Source organism: Bosea sp. 685 (assembly GCF_031884435.1).
In the GTDB taxonomy this organism is placed as follows: Bacteria; Pseudomonadota; Alphaproteobacteria; order Rhizobiales; family Beijerinckiaceae; genus Allobosea.
Genome location: NZ_CP134778.1, coordinates 81,932 through 104,297, shown reverse-complemented (window position 1 = coordinate 104,297; position 22,366 = coordinate 81,932). Strand labels below are relative to the sequence as shown.

Annotated in this window: 17 protein-coding genes and 4 pseudogenes; 8 read left to right on the top strand and 13 right to left on the bottom strand. The window is 63.1% G+C overall.

From position 1 onward, the window contains the following. The first annotated feature begins 108 nt into the window (after positions 1-108). From RMR04_RS00530 to RMR04_RS00520, 3 genes are read left to right on the top strand one after another with little or no spacing between them, the layout of a single operon-like run. Positions 109-1,002 (top strand): dioxygenase family protein, encoded by an 894-nt coding sequence (locus RMR04_RS00530; RefSeq protein ID WP_311909457.1) that lies wholly within the window; start codon positions 109-111, stop codon positions 1,000-1,002. A gap of 16 nt (positions 1,003-1,018) precedes the next feature. Continuing rightward, entirely contained in the window at positions 1,019-1,801 is a 783-nt protein-coding gene (gene hpaH / locus RMR04_RS00525) for a 2-oxo-hept-4-ene-1,7-dioate hydratase (protein WP_311909456.1), read from the top strand. Between the two features lie 8 nt (positions 1,802-1,809). Further along, positions 1,810-2,571: an aldolase/citrate lyase family protein gene (locus RMR04_RS00520; protein WP_311909465.1), complete on the top strand. Its 762-nt coding sequence runs from the start codon at positions 1,810-1,812 to the stop codon at positions 2,569-2,571. On the opposite strand, the gene folD is transcribed toward RMR04_RS00520, so the two are convergent. Then, a complete protein-coding gene (folD, locus tag RMR04_RS00515; RefSeq protein ID WP_311909455.1) occupies positions 2,564-3,439 on the bottom strand; it encodes a bifunctional methylenetetrahydrofolate dehydrogenase/methenyltetrahydrofolate cyclohydrolase FolD in 876 nt (291 codons plus the stop codon). The two genes, RMR04_RS00520 and folD, sit on opposite strands and share 8 nt — an antisense overlap. A 2-nt stretch (positions 3,440-3,441) precedes the next feature. Further along, a complete protein-coding gene (gene purU, locus RMR04_RS00510; RefSeq protein ID WP_311909454.1) occupies positions 3,442-4,308 on the bottom strand; it encodes a formyltetrahydrofolate deformylase in 867 nt (288 codons plus the stop codon). 375 nt (positions 4,309-4,683) lie between these two features. Here purU and RMR04_RS00505 point away from each other — a divergent pair, with 375 nt between their 5' ends. Further along, positions 4,684-5,526, top strand: a complete 843-nt coding sequence (locus tag RMR04_RS00505) for a GntR family transcriptional regulator (RefSeq protein WP_311909453.1) — start codon at positions 4,684-4,686, stop codon at positions 5,524-5,526. A 371-nt stretch (positions 5,527-5,897) separates the two neighbouring features. Here RMR04_RS00505 and RMR04_RS00500 read toward each other — a convergent pair whose 3' ends face one another. The 5 genes and pseudogenes from RMR04_RS00500 to dctP form a co-directional block, all read right to left on the bottom strand. Beyond that, a complete protein-coding gene (locus tag RMR04_RS00500) occupies positions 5,898-7,424 on the bottom strand; it encodes a malonate--CoA ligase (protein ID WP_311909452.1) in 1,527 nt (508 codons plus the stop codon). 62 nt (positions 7,425-7,486) lie between these two features. Continuing rightward, on the bottom strand, positions 7,487-8,881 hold the full coding sequence (locus RMR04_RS00495) for a malonyl-CoA decarboxylase (RefSeq protein ID WP_311909451.1): 1,395 nt from the start codon (positions 8,879-8,881) through the stop codon (positions 7,487-7,489). A gap of 212 nt (positions 8,882-9,093) precedes the next feature. Beyond that, positions 9,094-10,403, bottom strand: a pseudogene (locus RMR04_RS00490) (TRAP transporter large permease). Between the two features lie 198 nt (positions 10,404-10,601). Further along, positions 10,602-10,874: pseudogene (locus tag RMR04_RS00485) on the bottom strand (TRAP transporter small permease); the annotation flags it as partial. A gap of 193 nt (positions 10,875-11,067) precedes the next feature. Beyond that, entirely contained in the window at positions 11,068-12,087 is a 1,020-nt protein-coding gene (dctP, locus tag RMR04_RS00480; protein ID WP_311909450.1) for a TRAP transporter substrate-binding protein DctP, read from the bottom strand. Between the two features lie 164 nt (positions 12,088-12,251). Here dctP and RMR04_RS00475 point away from each other — a divergent pair, with 164 nt between their 5' ends. Together RMR04_RS00475 and RMR04_RS00470 are read left to right on the top strand one after the other, a co-directional pair. Then, positions 12,252-12,911, top strand: coding sequence for a GntR family transcriptional regulator (locus tag RMR04_RS00475; RefSeq protein WP_410492128.1), 660 nt, complete (start codon positions 12,252-12,254; stop codon positions 12,909-12,911). Positions 12,912-13,066: 155 nt separating this feature from the next. After that, complete coding sequence (locus RMR04_RS00470; RefSeq protein ID WP_311909448.1) at positions 13,067-13,477, top strand: GntR family transcriptional regulator; 411 nt, start codon at positions 13,067-13,069, stop codon at positions 13,475-13,477. Between the two features lie 285 nt (positions 13,478-13,762). On the opposite strand, the gene RMR04_RS00465 is transcribed toward RMR04_RS00470, so the two are convergent. The 6 genes and pseudogenes from RMR04_RS00465 to RMR04_RS00440 form a co-directional block, all read right to left on the bottom strand. Next, on the bottom strand, positions 13,763-14,476 hold the full coding sequence (locus RMR04_RS00465; RefSeq protein ID WP_311909447.1) for an ABC transporter ATP-binding protein: 714 nt from the start codon (positions 14,474-14,476) through the stop codon (positions 13,763-13,765). Further along, entirely contained in the window at positions 14,473-14,676 is a 204-nt protein-coding gene (locus RMR04_RS00460) for an ABC transporter ATP-binding protein C-terminal domain-containing protein (RefSeq protein WP_311909464.1), read from the bottom strand. Before RMR04_RS00460 ends, RMR04_RS00465 begins: the two co-directional genes overlap by 4 nt. 87 nt (positions 14,677-14,763) lie before the next feature. Continuing rightward, a pseudogene (locus tag RMR04_RS00455) lies at positions 14,764-15,234 on the bottom strand (ATP-binding cassette domain-containing protein); the annotation flags it as partial. Positions 15,235-15,349: 115 nt separating this feature from the next. After that, positions 15,350-17,095: pseudogene (locus RMR04_RS00450) on the bottom strand (ABC transporter permease); the annotation flags it as partial. 129 nt (positions 17,096-17,224) lie between these two features. Further along, complete coding sequence (locus tag RMR04_RS00445) at positions 17,225-18,391, bottom strand: 4-hydroxybenzoate 3-monooxygenase (RefSeq protein WP_311909446.1); 1,167 nt, start codon at positions 18,389-18,391, stop codon at positions 17,225-17,227. A 95-nt stretch (positions 18,392-18,486) separates the two neighbouring features. After that, a complete protein-coding gene (locus tag RMR04_RS00440) occupies positions 18,487-19,644 on the bottom strand; it encodes an ABC transporter substrate-binding protein (RefSeq protein ID WP_311909445.1) in 1,158 nt (385 codons plus the stop codon). A 267-nt stretch (positions 19,645-19,911) separates the two neighbouring features. On the opposite strand from RMR04_RS00440, the gene RMR04_RS00435 reads away from it, so the two are divergent. Both RMR04_RS00435 and RMR04_RS00430 read left to right on the top strand, forming a co-directional pair. Then, entirely contained in the window at positions 19,912-20,778 is an 867-nt protein-coding gene (locus RMR04_RS00435) for a methylenetetrahydrofolate reductase (protein WP_311909444.1), read from the top strand. A 65-nt stretch (positions 20,779-20,843) separates the two neighbouring features. Beyond that, a complete protein-coding gene (locus RMR04_RS00430; protein ID WP_311909443.1) occupies positions 20,844-22,238 on the top strand; it encodes an aminomethyl transferase family protein in 1,395 nt (464 codons plus the stop codon). Positions 22,239-22,366: the final 128 nt, after the last annotated feature.

Below are 22,366 nucleotides of genomic sequence, written 5' to 3'. Positions count from 1 at the left end.
CATGACGCCAAGGAATGAGGGATTCGGCGCGGGACACGGGCTGGCTCAGAATGACTTACCTTGACAAATAATCGATTAAAAATGATGGTCTCGCCAAGGGAGTGAGACATGCGCATTGCAAGCGAGGCCGACGTAACTGCCGCCGCCCTGGACGTCATGGGGCGCACGGACAATCCGCGCCTACGAGAAATACTGGTGTCCCTCATTCATCACATGCACGGCTTCGTCCGGGACGTAAGGTTGACGGAGGCGGAGTTCCGCGAAGCGGTCGCAGTCCTCAACGAGATCGGCCAGCTCGCCTCTGACACGCACAATGAAATGATGTTGATGGCCGGTTCGTTGGGCGTTTCCTCGCTCGTCTGCCTGCTCAACAACGGCGATGGCGGAAACACAGAGACGTCGCAATCTCTGCTCGGTCCGTTCTGGCGCCTCGACTCTCCGCGCGTAGAGAACGGCGGCTCGATTCTACGATCCGACACTCAGGGCGACCCGCTTTTCGTGACCGCACGGGTGATCGACCGCGATGGACGACCGATCGCTGGCGCGGAGGTCGACGTCTGGCACGCCTCGCCGGTGGGCCTTTACGAAAACCAAGATCCCGAGCAAGCGGAGATGAACCTCCGGGGCAAGTTCACCACCGATCAGGACGGCCGCTTCTGGTTCCGATCCGTGATGATGATCGGCTATCCGATCCCGACCGACGGGGTCGTCGGGCGGCTTCTGCGAGCGCAGCGTCGCCACCCGATGCGGCCCGCACACCTTCACGCGCTTATCTTCAAGCCCGGCTTCAAGGTGCTGATCTCGCAGGTCTACGATCCCAACGACCCTCATATCGACTCGGACGTTCAGTTCGGCGTGACGCGATCGCTTATCGGCGACTTCGTGCGGCATGAGGAGCCGCATCCGGTGGAGTCGATGGCGGCCGTTCCCTGGTACTCGCTCGATTACACCTATGTCATGGAACCGGGCGAGGCGATCCTGCCGCGGCCCCCCATTCGCTGAGACGAAGGACCTAGCCATGCTGACGGAAGACGAACGGCGCGAGGCGGCCGCCGCGATCCTGCGGGCCGAACGGGACCGCGTCCCCTGCCCTCAGCTTTCACGCACCTACCCGCACATGGAGATCGAGGATGCCTACCGTGTGCAGGACATTTGGGCACAGGCGCGCATCGACGCCGGCGCACGGGTCGCCGGTCACAAGATTGGCCTGACGTCCCGCGCCATGCAGATGGCGTCCAAGATCAACGAACCGGACTATGGACGCATTCTCGACGACGCCCTGTACAATGACGGCGCGCAAATCCGCGCCGACCTGTTCATCAAGCCACGGCTGGAGGTCGAACTGGCCTTCGTGATGAGCGAGGACCTAGAGGGCCCCAACTGTCGGATCTACGACGTCCTACGCGCCACCGAGTTCGTCGTGCCGGCGCTGGAGATCATCGACTACCGGACCGAAGTACCGCGCGCGATCGTCGACACCATCGCCGACAACGCCGCGTTCGGGGCGATCGTCGTGGGCGGGCGCCCTATCCGCCCGATGGACGTCGACATCCGCTGGATCGGCGCGACGTTGGCACTCAACGGCATCATCGAGGAATCCGGCGTATCCGCCGCGATCATGGGTCATCCCGCCGCCGGGGTCGCGTGGCTCGTCAACAAGTTGCACGCCGTCGGTGCCAGACTCGAGAAGGGTCAGATCGTGCTTGGTGGTTCGTTCACCCGGCCGGTGGATATCAAGCGCGGCGACGTGGTGACCGCCGACTACGGTCCGATCGGCGCGATCTCGGTCTCGTTCGTGTGATGGCCGCCCTGGAACTGCCTCGCAATCGCTTCAAGCATGAGTTGCTCGCCGGCCGCCAGCAGATCGGGCTCTGGTGCTCCCTTCCGGGGTCCTATGCGGCGGAGGCCGTCGCAGGCGCGGGGTACGACTGGCTGTTGTTCGACACCGAGCATTCGCCCGGCGACCCCCTGACGGTCCTGCCCCAACTTCAGGCCGTGGCGCCCTACGATGTGTCGGCGGTGGTCAGGCCGGCGTCGAACGATGTCGTGCTGATCAAGCGCTTCCTGGACTTTGGAGCACAGACGCTTCTCATTCCCTATGTCCAGAATGCCGAGGAGGCCGCCGCGGCCGTCGCGGCCACTCGCTATCCGCCGGCGGGGGTGCGCGGAGTGTCCGGGCTGACGCGGGCGACCCGGTTCGGCCGGATACCCGGCTACGCCAAGCGCGCCGCCGAAGAGCTCTGCGTACTCGTCCAGATCGAGACGGTCGAGGCCCTGCAACAGATCGAGCGCATCGCTGGCGTCGAAGGCGTCGACGGTTTGTTCGTCGGACCCGCCGATCTCGCCGCCAGTCTCGGATATGCCGGCGAACCCGGCCATCCGTCGGTCGAGGCCGAGGTCGTCGCCGCCATCGGCCGGATCCGAGCTGCAGGAAAGCCCGCCGGCATCCTGACGCCGGACGAGGCCTTCGCGCGCCGTTGCATCGAGGCGGGCTCGTCGTTCACCGCAGTGGCGATCGATGCCGGAATCCTTGCGCGCGGAACAGAGGCCGTCGCGGCCCGGTTCAGGTAACGGCGTCGCACGAACGCTGCCGTGCGGCCTTCAGCGTGTTTTGCAGCAGGTAGGCGATCGTCATCGGACCGACGCCGCCGGGGACGGGCGTGATGGCTCCAGCCCGATCGCGGACCTCGTCGAAAGCGGCGTCGCCAACCAGCCGGTATCCACCCTCTCTCGCAATGCGGTTGATGCCCACGTCGATGACGAGCGCGCCGCGCTGGATCCAGTCGCCCCGGACCATTTCCGGCTGGCCGGCCGCTGCGACGACGATGTCCGCCGTGCGGCAAACGCCCGCGACGTCGCGGGTGCGGGAATGGGCGATCGTGACCGTGCAGTTCTCGCCCAGAAGCAATTGCGCCAACGGTTTTCCGACGATGTTGGAGCGGCCTAAAACGACGGCATGCGCTCCAGCCAGGTTGGCTCGGACGCTTTTCAGCAAATGGATGCAGCCGAGCGGCGTGCAGGGCGACAAGGCTCGCGTATCGCCCGTGGCCAGACGGCCCGCATTGACCGGATGAAAGCCGTCGACGTCCTTCGCTGGATCGACCGTCGAAAGGATCACGGTCGCATCGATGTGAGCTGGCAGAGGGAGCTGGACGAGTATCCCGTCCACCGCCGGATCGCGGTTTAGCGTCTCGACCAATCGGATCAGATCGTCCTGCCGCACATCCCCTGGAAGTCGATGCTCGAACGATAGCATTCCGACCTCGGCGGTTTGCCGGGCCTTGGCTCGGACGTACACGGCGCTGGCCGGATCGCTTCCGACGAGTACGACGGCGAGGCCGGGCGCACGTCCATTTGCGCCGAAAGCCGAGACGTCTTCTTTCAGCCGCGCCCGCAGCCCTTCGGCTATGGCTTTGCCGTCGATGATGGAAGCTGACATGGCTAGTCCCGGAAAACGACGGTCTTGGTACCGTTGCGCAAGACCCGACCGTCTAGATGCCAGGCTATCGCCCGCGAAAGCACGCGGCGTTCGATGTCGCGACCTTTGCGCACGAGATCGTCGGGCGTGTCGACGTGCGATATCCGTTCGACGTCCTGCTCGATGATCGGTCCCTCGTCGAGGTCGGAGGTGACGTAGTGGGCCGTCGCCCCGATCAACTTGACGCCCCTCTCGAACGCCTGGTGATACGGCTTCGCACCCTTGAAACCGGGCAGGAAGGAGTGATGGATGTTGATGCAGCGGTCGGCGAGCTTCGTTGCCAGATCGTCCGACAAAATCTGCATGTATCGCGCGAGGATGACGAGATCGGCTTTCCGTTCCTGGACGACTCGCCAGACGGCCGCCTCCTGCTCAGGCTTCGTATCCTTGGTGATCGGCAGGTAGTCGAAAGGGATATCGCCGAACTCGTGGGCCGCGTAAGTCTCGCGCGGATAGTTCGCTATGATGCCGACGATGTCCATGTCGAGCTCGCCCATCCGCCAGCGATAAAGGATGTCGGTCAGGCAATGATCGAACCGGGACACCATGATGACGACACGCTGCTTGTCTCGCCGTGAACGAATCGTCCAATCCATGCCGAACGTCGTGGCGACCTCGGCGAAGCTCTCGCGCAGATCGTCCAGCGATGCCGCATCGGATAGGAGCCCGAAGCGTACGCGCATGAAGAAGCGCCCGGTCTCCTCGTCGTCGAACTGCTGGGCGTCCTGGATGTTCGCGTCGTGCATGAACAAGTGCGTGGCGACTCTCGCCACGATGCCCGGGCGGTTTCGGCACGATAGGGTGAGAAGGTATGTGTCCGAGATAGCCATTTGTTCCCCGCATACTCGTGCGTGTCGCCGAAGCAAATGAGGCTGGCGCGCGCAAGACAATCGATTTTTAAGCCAACACCCGTCAATGAGAACGACGCTCTTGAGCAGTGACGGGCGTCACTTCAGTGACAATTGCGCGCATGCCGTACTCCCCGCTTCCGAGCAGGACGGCAGATCAACGCTTTCTTTTTGTTCAATAATCGATTATCTGTCAACCGGAATTGGCGTTGGTTAGGTCAATGCTCGACGAGGGGTTGGCTCGGCTGTCGAAACGGTGCCGGGTTTGCTAAACGAGGATGTTGAGCGGTGGATTCCCCATCGCTGCGTCGAGGTGGCCGACAGCGTCATTGGAATTGGTCCCGGCTCCGTGGAGCCATGCGATCGGAGGACGACTTGGCGAAGGCAGATCGCACGAAGGCTGCACCTTCAGCTCCGGCCGACGGGGAGCACCGCGCCGCCTTGGTAGCCCCTGGCGGGAACGAGGAGAGCGGCAAGAACACGATCTCATCGCGCCTCGTCTCTCGGATGCGGGAGGCCATCTTGCAAGGCGAGCTTCCCCCGGGCTCGAAGATCAACCTCGACAGGGCACGGAAAACGTTCGACGTGAGCCTGAGCCCCATGAGGGAGGCGCTGGCCCGGTTGACCTCCGTTGGCTTGGTCGAACTTCACGACAATCGGGGTTACACGGTGGCGCCGGTTTCGCTGTCGAACCTGCGAGAGATCACGCAACTGCGCGCCGAATTCGAATGCCTTGCGCTCGACATGGCAATGCAGAACGGAGACCTCGCTTGGGAAAGCGGGATAACGAGGGCCTTGCACAGGCTGAATCGCATTCATCGCGAGGCGTCGGATACGGCGAGCCTCGAAGCCTGGGAGGATGCGCATCGGGAATTCCACCTGACGTTGATCCAGGGGTGTGACATGCCGATCCTGCTAAATTTTTGCACGACCCTGCATAACCTGAACGATCGCTACAGACGGATATTCCTCACACGAACTGGCGGCGACGCCAACGTCGAACAGGAGCATAATCAGATCGCCCAAGGCGCGGTTGCTCGTGACCGGGACTATGCGCGCGACAGGCTGCGCGAGCATATTTTGCGGACCGGACGTAATCTGCAAAATGCGTTGTCGGAAGATCGCGCCGGCGCACTTCTCGCTCTCGGGCAACCCGCACGGAAGCGCAGGCGCGCAGCAGGCGCAGGCTCAGACGTTTGAACTTGCTCGAAGTTTGACCCTCTGGTGCCGAAACACGACTATGCCGATCGGCGAGATTTAATAAAGTTTGCGGCTACTTTAAAACCAAACGATAGGATCACTTCAACACCTATCGGGGGTCCAACGGTGCCTCGATTCACACCCTTTGCAGGTTTGGCGAGAGCGACTCCATGGAACACGCTCGCCGCTGCCCGGGCAGAAGAGTCGGTCTGAGCGATCACGGCCGAAAGCGCGGCACCACAAATCAGCGGTGAAATGACCAGCCCTTGAGTTGGCGGCCGACTAAACGGTCTGAATGGTCGTCGAGACGCAGGGGGGTCGGCGCCGAAACCATCGGCCCCGAGGCGGTTGCCTCCGCCCCCGGGTCTTCACTAAGCCTTGGCGGATCTCTGGTAGAGGCCGCTGAACATTTCGCGCAGGGCATTCTTCTGCACCTTACCCATGGCGTTGCGCGGAAGCTCGTCGACGAAGACGATGCGCTTGGGCAGCTTGAACTTCGCGAGCCGCCCGTCGAGCCCGGCCAGGATCGCGCGTTCATCCACCGACGCCTCTTTGGAGCGGACGACGACGGCCGTGACGCCCTCGCCGAAATCGGCATGCGGAATGCCGATCACCGCCGATTCGAACACGCCGGCAATGGCGTCGATCTCGTCTTCGATCTCCTTCGGATAGACGTTGAAGCCACCCGTGATCACGAGATCCTTGCCGCGGCCGACAATGTGCACGTAGCCGCGCTCGTCGATCTTGCCGAGGTCGCCGGTGATGAAGAAGCCGTCCGGGCGGAACTCCGCCGCCGTCTTCTCCGGCATGCGCCAGTAGCCCTTGAACACGTTCGGCCCCTTGACCTCGATCATGCCGATCTCGTTCCGCGCCAGCTCCGTCCCCGTCTCGGGGTCGGTGATACGGACCGTGACTCCTGGCAAGGGTAGCCCGACGGCACCGGGCACCCGGTGCCCGTCATAGGGGTTCGAGGTGTTCATGTTGGTTTCGGTCATGCCGTAGCGCTCGAGAATGGCGTGGCCGGTGCGAGCGCTCCACTCGCGATGCGTCTCAGCCAGCAGCGGCGCCGAACCCGACACGAACAGGCGCATGCCGGCGGTCGCCTGAGGAGTCAGACCAGGATTTTGCAGCAGGCGGACATAGAAGGTCGGCACGCCCATGAGGGCCGTCGCGCGAGGCATCAGCGCAAGGATCTCGTCGGCGTCGAACTTCGGCAGGAAGATCATCGACGCGCCGGAGAAGAGGGTCACGTTGCCGGCCACGAACAGGCCATGGGTATGGTAGATCGGCAGGGCATGGATGAGCGTGTCGCCCTCGGTGAAGCGCCAGACCTCCTTCAGGGTCAGTGCATTCGAGACGAGGTTGTCGTGCGTGAGCATTGCTCCCTTGGAGCGGCCCGTCGTCCCCGATGTGTAGAGAATGGCGGCCAGGTCGTCCCCCGCTCTTTGCACTGTCGCGAAGGCTTCCGGGGCCAGATCGGCCGCTTCGGTCAGCGTGCCCTGCCCTCTTGCGTCCAACGTCTCGACGCAGCCGCCGACCTTCGCGGCGATGGCGGCGATACCCTCGCGCTTGCCGGGATCGCAGACGACCAGCGAGGGCTCGGCGTCGCCGATGAAGTATTCCAGCTCGGTAAGCGTATAGCCCGTGTTGAGCGGCAGGTAGACGGCTCCGGCCCGCGCGGTCGCGAGATAAAGCATCATGGCCGGAACGGACTTCTCGACCTGGACTGCGACGCGATCGCCCGGCTTGACCCCACGGGCGACCAGCACGTTTGCGAGACGGCCGGCCAGCGAGATGAGCTCGGCATAGCTGATGGTCTCGCCCGCAGGGGTCATGATAGCCGCCCTGGCGGGGTCGGCGATCGAGCGCTCCAGCCGGTCAAACAGGTTCGCGTTCATGGCAAGGGCTCCAAAACGAGGATCGATGTTGGATCTCATGAGGGTCTCGAGAGAGGTGGCGGTCATGGCGTCGGCACCAGGTCACGGGATGGGAGGTCGGCGCGCAGGGTTTTGCGGACGGCCGCAGAGGCCGCAACCTTGCCGTTTTCGGCGAACGCCTCATGGTTTGCCTCGATCTCGTCGAGCGCATAGAGATAGTTCACCATCAGACCATGCGATTGCTTCAGGCCCTTGGGTGAGAGATCGCCGAAAGCGTTCAACCGCTCCAAGCGGGCGCCGTTTCCGAGATGGAACCGCGCCACGGGATCGATCGGTCGGCCCTTTGAATCCTTTGCCTTCAGGAAGTAATAGGCGGCCGCCTGCAGAAGGGGCTCCTTGACCTTCTCGACCTTGGCCGGATCCTCGTGCCAGGCAGGCTCGTCGAGCGTCGCGAAGGCCTCCCGTGCCGCCGCGTCGAGGCAGGCGGGCGCCTCCGCCCTGCGTTCGCGCGCAAGCCAGGCTGCGAAGCCGGGCACGGGCGACAGCGTGACAAAGGTCTTGAGATCCGGCAGCTCGCGCTTGAGGTTCTCCACCACCTGCTTGATCAGAAAGTTGCCGAAAGAGACGCCGCCCAGCCCCTTCTGGGTGTTCGAGATCGAGTAGAACACCGCGGTCGTGGTCTCGGATGCCGGCGTCGGCTTGCGGGCGAGGTCGAGCAGCGGACCGATCGCGCCGGGGATGCTCCGCGTGAGGGCCACTTCCACGAAGATGAGCGGCTCGTCGACGAGCTGGGGATGGAAGAAGCCGTAGCAACGGCGGTCCTCGGGTTCGAGGCGGTTGCGCAGATCGTCCCAGTTCCGGATCGCATGCACGGCCTCGTAGCGGATAATCTTCTCGAGGATGTTGGCCGGCGTGGTCCAGTCGATCGGCCGAACCACCAGGAACCCCCTGTTGAACCAGGACGAGAAGAGATGGCTGAAATCGGCATCGACCCGCCTCAGTTCCGGATGATCGGCCAGGTGCCGGAGAAGCTCTTCCCGCATCCGCACGAGGGCGGAGGTGCCCCCCGGGGCGAGGTTGAGGCGTCGGATCAACTCCTGTCGCCGGGGCTCTGCGGCAGCATGCAGGTCTTCCAAGGCGTCCGGCACCTCGTTCTTGCGAACCGCCTCGATCGCCATCTCGATGCGGCGCCGATCCGGCCCGAAGCGGTCCGCCAGCGCTGTCAGGAACTCCAGGCGCTTCACGGGATCGGCAGCGACATAGCCGGCGACCAGGGCTTGCGCCAGCACCACGCCCGAAGCCTCGCCCCGACGCGACAGTAGCAACTCGCCGAGCTCCGGCAGCGCGTCCTTGGTGGTGGCATTCCTGACATCCCTGTGTCGGAGCAAGGATCGTCCCCGCTCCGTCAGCGTGTCGATGAGGTCGCTGAGGAAGGCCGGCGCGGCCTCCAGCCGGGACACGGATCGAGAGAGTTTCATGGACATCTCCTTAGCTTCGGGCAAACAGGCAGGCGTCACAGAACGACGAACAGGAACCAGACGACGATCAGCGCGACGGCAGCGCCATAGGCCATGAGTTTTTGGAAGAATGCCTGGCGGTCGACGCCGAAACGCCTCGGCCGCGCTCGGCGATGGATCCCGGGAAATCCTGGATGAAGCTCCCGTTCATGGCGCGCACCTCGTGTGAAGGATCAGCGGACAGGCACGGAGGCTCCCATGATCACGTCGGGCAGCCAGGTGGCGATGCCAGGAACGAAGCAGGCGAGAACCACCGCCAGCGCCATCATCAGCACGAAGGGCAAGGTGCCCCACATGATGTCCGTGAGCGGAATATCGGGGGCGATATTCTTGATGACGAAGATGTTGAGACCGACCGGCGGGTGGATCAGCCCCATCTCCATCACGATGGTCATGACGACGCCAAACCAGATCAGATCGAAGCCGGCGGCCTTCAGAGGGGGAGGATGATCGGAGCGGTCATCAGGATGATAGAGACCGGTGGCAGGAAGAACCCGAGCACCACAACGAAGAACAGGATCGCCGCCAGCAACACCCATTTCGAAAGCTGCAGGCCGATCACCCAAGCTGCGGTCGCCTGGCTGATGTGGAGATAGCTCATCACATAAGCGTAGAGCAGCGACATGCCGATGATCATCAGCAGCATGGTGGACTCGCGCAGCGTCCCTGCGACGATGGGCATCACCTTGGACGGCCGCCAGATGCCATACATGCCGCCGATGACGACAAGGGCGAGGACAGCTCCGACGCCCGCCGTTTCGGAAGGCGTCGCCCAACCGGCGTAAAGCACGACCATCACGCCGGCCAGGATGGTGACGAAGGGAGCCACCCAAGCAATCATTCTGAATTTTTGGGCGGTCGTGTAGTGCTCTTCATGCAGGATCGCCGATCGCACGCCCGTGGCTTGCGCCTCCGAGAGGGCCTGGCGCTTCTCCTTCTGGAAATGCACCATCGAATAGGCCGCAAACATCAGCATCAGCAGCAGGCCCGGCCCTATACCCGCCAGGAACAGCTTTCCCAGCGAGACTTCGGCGGCGACCGCGTAAAGCAGCATCGTCACTGAAGGTGGCAGCAGGATACCCAGCGTTCCGCCGGCCGCGATGATCCCAGCGGCGAAGCCACCGGAGTAGCCGCGTGCACGCATTTCCGGGATGCCGGCCGAGCCGATCGCCGAACAGGTGGCCGGCGACGAGCCGGCCATCGCAGCAAACAGCCCGCAGGCGACGGTGTTGGCCACGCCCAGACCGCCGGGAACCTTGTAGAGCCACGCATGCAAGGCGGAATAAAGATCCTTGCCGGCGTTGGAACGCCCGATCGCCGCCCCTTTGAGGATGAACAGCGGGATCGCCAGGATGATGACGTTGGCGAGCTCTTCGTAGAAATTCTGCGCGATCGTGTCGACCGATGCCGCCGGCATGAACAAGATCATGAAGACCACCGCCACCACACCGAGTGCGAATGCGATCGGCATGCCCGAAAACATCACGATCAACGTGGCGATGCAGTAGGTCACTCCGATTGCCCATTGTGGAATGCCCGTGACCAAGGGAGTCGGCGGGCGATCCCACAGGACGAAGGCCAGCACGGCGAGCAGGACCAAGCCGAATGTCGGAAGTGAACGCTCCGCGACCTGAAGGCCGACCTGTACGGCGAGCATCACCATGCCGACCATGAGGACCGAATAGGGGATCCACATCGGCGGACCCCAGGCGGAATGGGATGTCTGGCCGTCCGCAACAGCCTCGTGCAGCAAGAGCCCGGTCTTGCAAGCGAAAAGCACGCAGAAGCCGAAGACAACGGCGTCGACCAGCTTGCGCCGCGCGCCGGCTGCCGCTGGCATCCAGTGATCGAGAAAGTCGATGCCGATATGGCCACGCGCTGCCTGCACGGATGCGGCGGACAGGAAAATCGCGCCCGCGATCAGGAAAATCGTCACCTCGTCCTGCCAGAGCATAGAGCGCTTGGTGAGATGTCCCACCACGACGCCAAACGTTAGGACGAGCGCCGCAGCGACGAGGGCGAGCGCCGAAATTTTGAAAGCGATGGCGTTGATCGTAGCGATCAGTCGAGGCAAGCCCTTGGCGCTTCCGATTGGATCGCTTGCCTCGACGGCCAGAATGGCATCGTGTTGAGTGGCGGCGCTCATGTCAGGCCACCTTCTGTGCGAGTTTGAGCAAGTCGGCAGCCTCGCTCGATCGCGCGGCGTAGTCCTTCCAGGCGCTGGCCTCGGCCACCTGGCGCCATTCGGCCAAGTTCGCCGCGGTGAAATCGGAGACCTGCACGCCTTTCGCCGCATAGATGGCGGCTACGGCCTCGTCGTCCTTCTTCGCCTGAGCCATGGCCCAAACCTCCATCTCGGCGCCGACGTCCAGCAGCACCGCCTTCTGGTCGGGCGGCAAGCGATCGAAGATAGCCTTTGACATCAGCAGGGGCTCGAGCATGAACCAGAACGAGCCCTTGCGCGCCGCGGTCAGGGACTTCGCCAGTTCTTCCAGGCGGAAGGAAATCAGGCTGGTGGAGGATGTCACGGCCGCATCCAGGGAGCTGGTCTGCATGCCAATGTAGATTTCATTGGAGGGCATGGTCGAAACCTGTCCGCCGGCCGCCGCGAACATCAGGTCCATCTCGCGACTACCGCCGCGGATCTTGACGCCCTTGACGTCGGCGGGGCTGAGCACCGGCGTCCGCCGCGAAGCGACGCCGCCAGCCTGCCAGATCCACGAAATGAACTGGACGCCCTTGCTTTCGACGATGCCGGAAAGGGCCTTGCCGATCTCGGCTGCCTTCCACGCCGCTCCCTGCTCATAGCTCGTCACCAGGCAGGGCATCAGCCCGAGATTGCAGGCGTGCAGTTCTCCGCCGGCATAGGCGATTGGATAGAGCGACATGTCCAGCGCGCCGCGCCGCAGCGCAGAGAATTGCGCATTGGTCTTCATCAGCGAAGCGTTGGCATAGACATCGAATTTCAGCGCTCCGTTGGCGCGTTTTTCAACCTCCGCCGCGAAAAGCCGGCAGAAGCGGTCGCGGAAATCACCCTGTTCGGCGGTGCCCCCCGGAAACTGATGGGAGATTTTGAGTGTGGTGGCAGCGTGCGCGGATCGAGTGAAGGGCAATAAGGCCGGCAGGGCGAGCGCGCCAGCCAATGCCTGTCTGCGGGTCAATTGCATCGCATTTCCTCCTTGGGACTGACGGGGCGATTGCGTTGGATTTGCCCTCAATTGCATGCAAAGATGCATTAGTAACAAACAATGTCAAGCTGATTGCATACAATTATCTTGCTTGTGCTCTTTTTCGCTTGCCGATTGTCGTAAAACTCACCACCATGAAAAGCATGAGCATGAGCCGTTCCACCCATTTACGGGACCAAATCGAGGAAGAGATCGCCACCGGGGCCTTCAAGCCCGGCGACCGGCTGGACGAGGTGTCGCTGGCGGACAGGTTCGGCGTGTCGCGCACACCGATCCGGGAGGCGCTGCAGCAGCTTTCCGTTGCTGGACTAGTGGAGATCCGCCGCCATCGCGGCGCTATCGTCAGCGCGCCCGACCCGAAGCGGCTCATCGATATGTTCGAGTTGATGGCCGAGCTGGAGGCCATCTGCGGGCGGCTCGCCGCGCGCCGGCTCCTGCCCGATGACGAGGCTGAACTGAAGCGCACGCTCGAGGCCTGCCGTAAGGCGGCCGAGCTCGGCGACACCGACACCTATTATTACGAGAATGAGCGCTTCCACCGGGCGATTTACGTCGCGAGCGGCAACGGCTTCGTTGCGGAACAGGCGCTGGCCCTGCACAAGCGCCTTGCCCCGTTCCGTCGGCTGCAATTGCGAGTCCGCAACCGTATGCGCACGTCGCAGACCGAGCACGAGAGCATCGTTGCGGCGCTGCTCGAAGGTAATAGCGAGGCAGCAGCGGCGCGCCTTCATTCTCACGTTGCCGTGCAAGGGGAGCGCTTCGCCGATCTAATCGCTTCTCTCAACAGGGTTGCAGCAGAGTGATTTGCAGAGCCTGGCCACCCGTTTTGAAGTCTCGCGCACCCCAATTCGCGAGGCCACCATGCAGCTCGCCGACAGGATTGGTGGATTTGCACCCCCGCCGAGACGCCTTCGTCGCTTCTCTAAGCTTCAAGGACGTGGTCTAGCGATTCGAGGTGATGGCCGCTCTGGAGGGCCTGTGCGGGGCCCTGGCCGCTCGCCGGATCACGGAAGCGAAGCAGCAGGAGCTTGAGAAGGCGCATGAGGATTACGTGAAGGAGGCGTCCCAGGAGAGCGCCGACGCGTATTACTACGCCAACGAGCGCTTCCACCTGATGATCTACGAGGCCTGCGGGAACGCGTTTCTGGCGGAACAGGCCCGCCAGTTGCACACCCGCCTCAAGCCTTATCGCCGTCTCCAGCTGCGAGCCCGCAGCCGTGTCGCGAATTCACTGTCCGAGCATCAAAGCATCGTCGATGCCATCCGCGCCGGAGACGGAGAAAAGGCGGAGCGGGTGCTTAGGGATCACATCCTGATCCAGGGAGAGCGCCTCGCCGACTTCATCGCGTCCTTCGACCGCGCTACATAGCGCTAACGACAAATGCTCGCCGCCCAGCCCCCGGAACCGGCGAAAGGACCACTTCTAGTTTGCACTTTGCAATGACTTCCAAGTGGTACCAGAAGCCGGCACGTTTCGTATTGATATGGCTCCCCGGCCGGCGTGCTTCAACGCCATTCTCGCGGGAAAACATGACAGCTACGATTTGCCGCTTGGCGGCAGCGGGACTCTCGGGTGACCCCGCGCGCACTCGTGCAGTCCGCACCGTGCTGCTGGCAACCATCAACGGCCTTTGAACAAGCACCGAAGGGCTACTCAGACGCTCAGGTAGCGCCCCTTGAGCGAGGGCTCGGACAGGAAGGCCTGTGAAGGCCCGGTCCATACCGTGCGTCCCTTCTCGATTATGTGATGCCGGTCCCCGACTTCCATCATCTGCCGGAGGTTGCGGTCTATGACGAGGATCGAGAGACCCTCGGACTTGAGTTGTCGCAACGCGCTCCAGATGACGTCCCGCACGATCGGAGCCAACCCTTCGGTCGCCTCGTCGAGGATCAGCAGGTCGGGATTGATCATTAGGGCGCGACCGACGGCGAGCATTTGCTGCTCGCCCCCAGAAAGTTGCGAGCCCCAGTTGCCGAGTCGCTCCGCCAGTCGGGGAAAGAGAGCCAGGACACGCTCAAGTGTCCAAGGATCGGGCCGCCCCGAGCGGTTTGCCGCAGCAGCCACGAGGTTCTCCCGAACGGTCAAGTTTGGGAAGATGCGCCGTCCTTCGGGGACGAGCCCAATGCCCATTCGTCCCAGAAGATGCGAGGGCATCGACCGGATGGATTTCCCCTTGAAGACTATATCCCCGCCCGAGGCCGGGAGCTGGCCGGTGACCGCGCGCACAGTGGTCGTCTTGCCCATGCCATTGCGGCCGAGCAACCCCACCATCTCGCCTCGGCCCACCGTCAGTGAAACATCGAACAGGATGCGCGACTGGCCGTAGGAAGCCTGCACCGCCTCCAGCCGCAGCAAGCTCTCCGTCATGCGGCGTCCTCCTGTTCATGCCCCAGATAGGCTTCTCGCACCGCGGCGTCGGACCTGATCGCCTCAGGGGTGCCGGAAGCGACGAGGCGTCCGTTCACGAGCACGCTCACCGTGTCGGCCAGACTGAAGACGGCGTCCATGTCGTGCTCGACGAGGACGAGTGTGTAGTCGTCACGCAAGGAAGCAAGCAGGTCCGTCATGCGCTCGGCCTCCGCCGGCCCCATGCCCGCCATCGGCTCGTCGAGCAGAAGGACGCGCGGTCGCATCGCCATGGCGATCGCCAGCTCCAGCTGCCTCCGCTGACCGTGCGACAGCACGCCCGCCTGAACATTCCCGAAGTCGGCTAGCCCCGTCCGTTCCAGCACGGAGCGCGTCGCGTCGGCCAGCGCGGGGACGCGTCGTGGCGCCTCCCAGAATCGGAAGCCATGTCCCGCCTTGATCTGGCTCGCGACGACGACATTGTCGAAAACCGTAAAATCGTCGCAGACGCTTGTGATTTGGAAGGACCTCAGGATGCCCAACCGAGCGCGCCCGCCGAGATCGGCCGACGTGACGTCGTTCCCCTCGAAATAGATGCGGCCCGCCGTAGGCCTCAATTCGCCGGAGAGCTGGGAAAGCAAGGTCGTCTTCCCGGCACCATTGGGGCCGATCAAGGCATGACACGACCGCTCCTGGATCTTCAGCGTCACGTCGTCGGTTGCGGTGAGGCCACCGAATTGCTTGGTGAGCCCCCGGGCCTCCAGAATGCTCGCCGTCATGTTCCGCCCCCCGCCCGAGGACCAATCCGAAGAGTCCGCGTCGTGCCAGCAGTACGAAGAGGATGAGCATGGGCCCGAACACGATCTGCCAATGCTGGGTCCACTCGCTCAGGGAGAATTCCAGCATCAGGTAGGTCGCCGCCCCCACCACGGAGCCGAACAGCGTCCCCAACCCACCGAATATGGCCATGATCAGGATGTTTCCCGACCGTGTCCATGACAGGTCCGCCGGGCTGACCAACAGCTCGCTGTTGGCCAATAGTACGCCCGCGATTCCGGCAATTACCCCCGATATGACAAAGAGCAGAAGCTTGTAGAAGTAGGTCCTGACGCCGAGCGCCCTGACGCGTCGCTCGTTTTGCCTGCAGGCTTGCACGATCATGCCGAAGCGCGAGTTGACCAGGCGCCAGCATATGAAGAGGCAGAGGGCGAGCAGGCCGAGCGCGAGATAGTAGAGCGTTGGCCTGTCGCCGAGGTCGACGAACGGCAAGGTCGAGCGTTGCGACATCTGCAGCCCATCCTCGCCCCCGTAAATGTTCGGGGTGCTGGCGAGGTAGAACAACATTTGGGCGAAGGCGAGCGTGCTCATGATGAAGTACAGGCCGCTGGTCCTGAGCGCGATGGCGCCGATGACCAGGGCCATCGTGGCCGCGCTTGCGATCGCCAACGGCCAGGCGACCAACGCTTCGTGTGTGCCCGCGAAGACGATGGGTCCCCAATGCAGAGGCTGGCCATGGTCCAGGTGCCAGCCGAGTATCGCGATCGCGTAGGCACCGGTCCCGACGAAGGCGGCATGGCCGAAGCTCACCAACCCACCGAAGCCGGCTACGAGATCGAGGCTCAGGACCATCAGCGCGAAGATCACGATCCTGAGGAAAAGCCTCAGGAGAAACGGATCGTCGAGCCAGGCCGAAAGTGTCGGCACGAGAGCGAGAGCGAGCATGCACAGGCACACGACCATCGCCGTCGCCCGTCGCCGCGATTTCGACAGCGACCAAAGGATCGTCACCCGGTCGCCGTTGTCGCGCGCATCGACCTGCGGAGGTGCCGACGACGCGAACAGGCCCTTTGGCCTGACGAAGAGAACCCCGGCCATGAAGATGTAGATCGCGATCGTCGCGATGGCCGACGGCAGGAAAAGGCGTCCGAGCGTGTCGATGAGGCCGATGACGATCGCGGCGTAGAAGGCACCCTTGAGCGAGCCGATCCCGCCGACCACGATCACGACCAGGGCCATGATGAGGATGTTCTCCCCCATCCCGACGTTTACGGAGTAAAGCGGCCCGGACATTAGGCCCGCCAATGCCGCCAGCGCCGCGCCGAAAGCGAACACGAGGGAGTAGAGCCACGTGATGTTCACGCCAAGGACGGCGATCATCCCGCGATCCGAGGCTCCCGCCCTTATGAGCATCCCCAACCTCGTACGCATCACGACGTATGACATGCCGGCTGCCACGACGAGCCCGACGCCGATCACGGTCAAGCGGAACAGCGGGTACTGGAGCCCGGGCAGCAGGGTCAGGTGGCCGTTGAGGAAGGGCGGGATCGGCGACGCCAACGGCTGGGGGCCAAAGATCAGCCGCATGGTCTCGTTGAAGACGTAAATGAGCCCGAACGTCACCAAGACTTGGTCGAGATGGCTGCGCGAATAGAGCCGCCGGGCGCAGATATATTCGACTGCAAGCCCGGCAACGGCGGCACAAAGGCACGCGGCCAGGCCGGCCAGGACGAACGACCCCGTCCAAAGCTGAACCGATACAGCCGCGAAAGCCCCGATCATGTAGAACGAGCCGTGCGCCAGGTTGACGAAGTTCATGATGCCCAGGACCAGGGTGAGGCCCGAAGCTATCAGGAACAACATCACCCCGGACTGGAGCCCGTTGAGCAACTGCTCGATAAGGAGTGGCAATGTCATAGATGACTTTTCCTCGGCATCACATGCCGTGCACCGGCAGAGCCCAGGCCTGCGGCAGGTGGCGCCGGCCGGGGCTCAATTCAGCGGAAGTCCCGTATAGTTGTCCGCGAAGGACACCGCCGCGTGTCTATTTTCGACGATGTGCCTGAGGCTGGCGAGGTTCAAAGCCTGCTCGAAAGGATTGTCGGACACGTGAAGGGCGTGCGTGATCCATGCCGAGAACCGCTGGACCTGCCAAACGCGACGAAGGCATCGGTCGGAATAGCCGTCGATGCCCGATCGGTCGCCATTCCCAAAATACCGCTTCAGCGCGTCGCCCAGCACCGCAACGTCCGCCGCAGCCAGATTGAGCCCCTTCGCCCCGGTCGGCGGAACGATATGGGCCGCATCGCCCGCGAGGAACACGCTGCCATGTCGCATCGGCGCGGCGACGAAACTCCGCAGATGGATGGTCGAGCGCTGGGTGATCGCGCCCTCGCGCAGAGGGACCGGTTCGCCGTCGCGCAGCCTGAGATCGAGCTCCGACCAGACCTGGTCGTCCGACCACGCTTCCGCATCGACGTTCATGGGCACCTGAATGTAGATGCGGCTGACCGTTGGGGAGCGCATCGACATCAGCGTGAAGCCGCGTTCGTGCGCCGAGTAGATCAGTTCATGACTTGGAGGCGGCGTCTCAGCCATGAGGGCGAGCCATTTGTAGGGATAGTCCTGGTCCCAGATTCGCAGGTCCCCCGAGGGCAGGGCCTGCCTGCTAGGCCCATGGAAGCCGTCGGCCCCGACGACGAAACGGCACGCGATGGTTTCGCGGGCACCATCCCGCTCGACCGTGATGGTCGGCGTGTCCGACGTGATGTCGTTGAGCTCGACGACGGGCGTCTCAAATAGGATCGGGTCGCCGGCTGCTAGCCTTGCGGATACGAGATCGCCGACCAGCTTGTGCTGGGGATAGATCGTGATGCCGCGCCCGACCAGATCCATGAGATCGAGTCGGTGAGTTCGGCCCTCGAAGCGGAGAGCGGTACCCTCGTGGACGATGCCCTCCCCGAGCGCGCCGTCCGCGACGCCGGCCTCGCGCAGGATGTCCACCGTCCCCGCCTCGATGACGCCAGCCCTGATCCGATTCTCAATATAGGCCCGGCTCCGGCTTTCGACGACGATGCTCTCGATGCCGGCACATTTGAGCAGCTGAGCAAGAAGCAAACCGGCAGGCCCGGCGCCGATGATGGCGACTTGAGTCTTCATGTTTCGTCAGTTCCGCGAGCCCGGGTGCCAGCCTGGGCTCCGGAGGTTTCCATGTCGTTCGGTCGAGGTCGCCGCACCCGGCGCCGATCGGCGGCTCAATCCTTGATCGGGCATTTCTCGGCCAACTCGTCCTTCAGGTTGGGCAAGGTGGCCTTCACCGCGTAGCTCAACCCCGTGTTCGACCGCTCGATCTTCGTGACGTAGAAGTTCTGGATGGGAAACTGGTTCGAGGCGAAGCTGAACGCTCCTCGGACCGACGGGAACGGCGTCGTCTTCATCGCCTCCCGTAGAGCATTCATCTCGGTCTTGCCGCCATTGCGTCGCAAGGCGGCGTCGAGGATTACGGGCAGGTCGTAGGCTTGGGCAGCGAATGCGCTCGGCGTCCTACCGTACGTCTCGCGGAAGGAGGTTACGAAACGTTTGTTCTCAGGATTGTCGAGCTGTTCGGTCCACAGGCTGACAACGTTGGTTCCCGCAACCTCGGGTCCAACCTGTGTCAACATGATGTGATCGAGCGCCAGATACGACCCGACCACGCGATCCATGGCGTAACCGACCTGGGTGAGCTGCTTCAGGAAGTTCACCCCGACCTGGCTGGGGTAGAAATAGTAGAGTCCGTCCACGTCCAGGGCCTTGAGCGAAGTGATCTCGGCGGCGAAATCCTGTTGGGAGGGCGGCGTGTAGATCTCCTTGACCACCGTACCGGGGAAGGCTTGCTTAAAGCCTGTCGCGAGGTCGCGCGCCCCCGGGGTGTTCCAACCCATCATGGCGACTTTGGAGAAGCCGAGCTCCTTAGCCGCCATGCCGGTCGCCCGGCCGATCGTCTGGTTCTCGAACCCTAGGACGAAGAAATTGCGACTGCACTTCTCTCCTGCGAAATCCGAGGGCCCTGAGTTGATGCTGACGAAAAGCCGCTTTGCGTCACTGACCGGCTTGGCGGCGGCCAGGAGCATGTTCGTGATGATCGGCCCCGTCACGAGGTCCACACGCTCCCGCTCGACCAGCCGTTCGGCAGCCTGCCGAGCCACGTCAGGCTTTTCCTGATCGTCCGCGACGATCACCTTCACGTCGTTTCCGGCGATCTTTCCGCCCAGATTTTTGATGCTGAGGTTGAACGCGTCGATCATATCGCGGGCGACAGGCGCTTGGGAGCCCGTCACGCTCGTGACAAAGCCAATCTTCAGTTCGGCGGCGGACGCAAGCGCGGGCAAAGACGCCGACGCCAAAGCGAGGAACAGGGTCCTGATCTTCATAGCAACCTCCCAATCGTTATTTTGGCCGAGGCTAGCTACCTGCCCGAAACCCGTCAACAAAAATCGATGAAAATAGCAATCCCTCCTTCGCTAGGCTCGATGAATCCACGCCTTTCACCCATCTTTCGGCCGTTTCTGGCAATAATTGGCGTCGCTTGCCGAGAAACAAGGAACGTTGTAAGGAACAGAAAATCGATTATCACACGCTACATGGACAGTGATAACGATCCCGGCGGCTTGCGCCGGCGTCAATGGCGAGATCTTCGGATGACCGACTCCTCTCTTCAACCCACTCGAAGCTACGGCACTCTGGGCAGCCTGATCGAAGGCTTCTCGCTGGAAATGACGGCGCGGGACGGGAACGCGCTCGCCGAGGCCGTCGCCGACTTGCCACCCGCCACGAGAATCGCCGTCACCTACCTTCCCGGCGAGGAGATGGCCGCCCGCGTTGCGGCGGCCGCATCGATCCGGAGGTACGGCCACATACCCGTCCCGCACATCTCGGCGCGCCGGCTCGCCAGCACCCTGGAGCTGGAAAGTTTCCTCGACCGGCTTTCCATCGAAGCATCGATCGACCGCGCCTTCGTCGTCGGCGGCGACCTGCGCGCACCTGCCGGTCCCTATCCGGATGCGAAGTCCGTCATCGCGTCGGGGTTGCTGGCGAAGTACGGCCTGTCGAGAATTGGCGTCGCCGGATATCCCGAGGGGCATCCGTCCATATCCGAGTTGGACCTCAAACTCGACTTGCGCACGAAACTTGCGATGTTGCGCGATCTCGGCCACGAGGGCGTCGTCAACACCCAATTCTCGTTTGACGCCGAGGCTATCCTGCGCTGGCTCGAAGCGCTGCGGAACGATGGCGTCACGGCCACGGTTCGGGTCGGCATCCCTGGGCCCACAACGGTGAGATCGCTCCTTCGTTTCGCCGCCCGGTGCGGCGTCGGGGCTTCCACCGCGGTCCTGCAGAAATACGGCATATCGCTGGCGAAGCTGCTGTCGCCGGTCGGCCCCGATAGGCTGCTTGCGGAACTTGGCGCCCGGCTCAGCGCAGAGGAGCACGGCGACGTGAGGCTGCACTTCTATCCATTTGGCGGGCTGGCTGGGACTGCGCGCTGGGTGAAGACGCTCGGTTGACCGCACGCCGTGTCCGGCGGCATTCGTCGAAGCAAAGTAACATCAAATAAGAGGCAGGAAACGTAATGAACCAAATCAAGGGTCAGCCGTCGCTCGAAGAGTTTCTGAAGGGCATCCCCGACCTCGTCGATTACTTCTACAACGACACCACGGCACCACACAGCAAGGACCGGTCCGGCTTGACGCCGGTGCCCGCGGAGTTCGGCAACTGGGTCGATGAGCAGAAGGCCTGGCGCGACGGCGCCGTCCTGTTCGACCAGTCACATCATATGCCGGAGCTTTTCCTCAAGGGACCGGACGCCTTTCGAATGCTCAACCGGATCGGCATCAACAGCTTCGAAAAGTTCGTGCCGGGCAAGGCCAAGCAGTTCGTCGCGTGCAATCACGACGGACACATGATCGGCGAGTGCGTCTTGTTCTATCTGGGCGAAAACAGCTTCGAGCTGGTCAGCGGCATGCACATGCAGAACTGGGTCGAGTACCACGCCACGACCGGCGGCTACGACGTGACCATTGAGCGCGACCTTCCCACCTCGGTCAACCCGCAGGGCCGCACCCAGTTCCGTTTCGGCCTGGATGGCCCTGCATCGGACGAGATCTTCGCCGCCGTGATCGAGGGGCCCGAGCCGAACATCCCCTTCTTCAATTTCGCCCGGGTCAGGATCGCGGGTTGCGACGTGTTGGCACTGCGGCACGGCATGGCCGGTGGGCGTGGCGTCGAGTTGGCGGGCCGTATTGCGGACGGCCCCAAGGTGCGGGAGACCCTGCTCAAGGCGGGAGCTTCGCTTGGACTGCGGCCCGGAGGGACTTTGGCGTATTTCAGCGGCAACTCGGAAGGCGGCTGGATGCCCTACCCGCTGCCCGCCGTCTATACCGCCGCCGAGCTCAAGGCCTACCGCGAGTGGCTGCCTTCGAACTCTTGGGAGAGCAGCTCCCAACTCGGGGGCAGTTTCCGCTCCCAGAGGATCGAGGACTATTACGTCACGCCCTGGGACATGGGTTACGACCGGATTTTGAAGTTCGATCATGACTTCATCGGGAGCGAGGCGCTCCAGCGCGCGGCCGAAGGCCCGCGCCGGACGGCGGTGACCCTGGTCTGGAACGTCGACGACGTCGTCGACATCTTTCGGTCCCAGCTCGAAGACGAGTTGCCCTACAAGCAGCTTCGCTTCCCGATGGCTTCTTACAGCTTCCAGCAGAACGACGAGGTCCGCGACGCGAGCGGCGAATTGATCGGACTCTCGAACTTTTGCGGATACAGCGCCAACGAACGGAAGGTCATGTCCCTGGCCAACATCGCACGCGATCGGGCGACTCCTGGCTTGGACGTCACTGTGACCTGGGGCGAGCCGGACGGTGGGTCACGCAAGCGCCACGTCGAGCGGCATCGGCAAAAGATCGTTCGTGCGCAAGTTGCGCCGTGGCCTTACGCGATGGCCTCCCAGCGCCGTTCGACGTGATCGGGGCCGGGACGCTACTCGTCTTGCTTTTGCTCTCGCCAATTGCGCGTCGAGGCCATTCCCTCAAGCAGAGCGAGCATAGCTGGAAGGGCAGGATTTCGGTTCTCGGGCCGCCATAGGGCATGTAA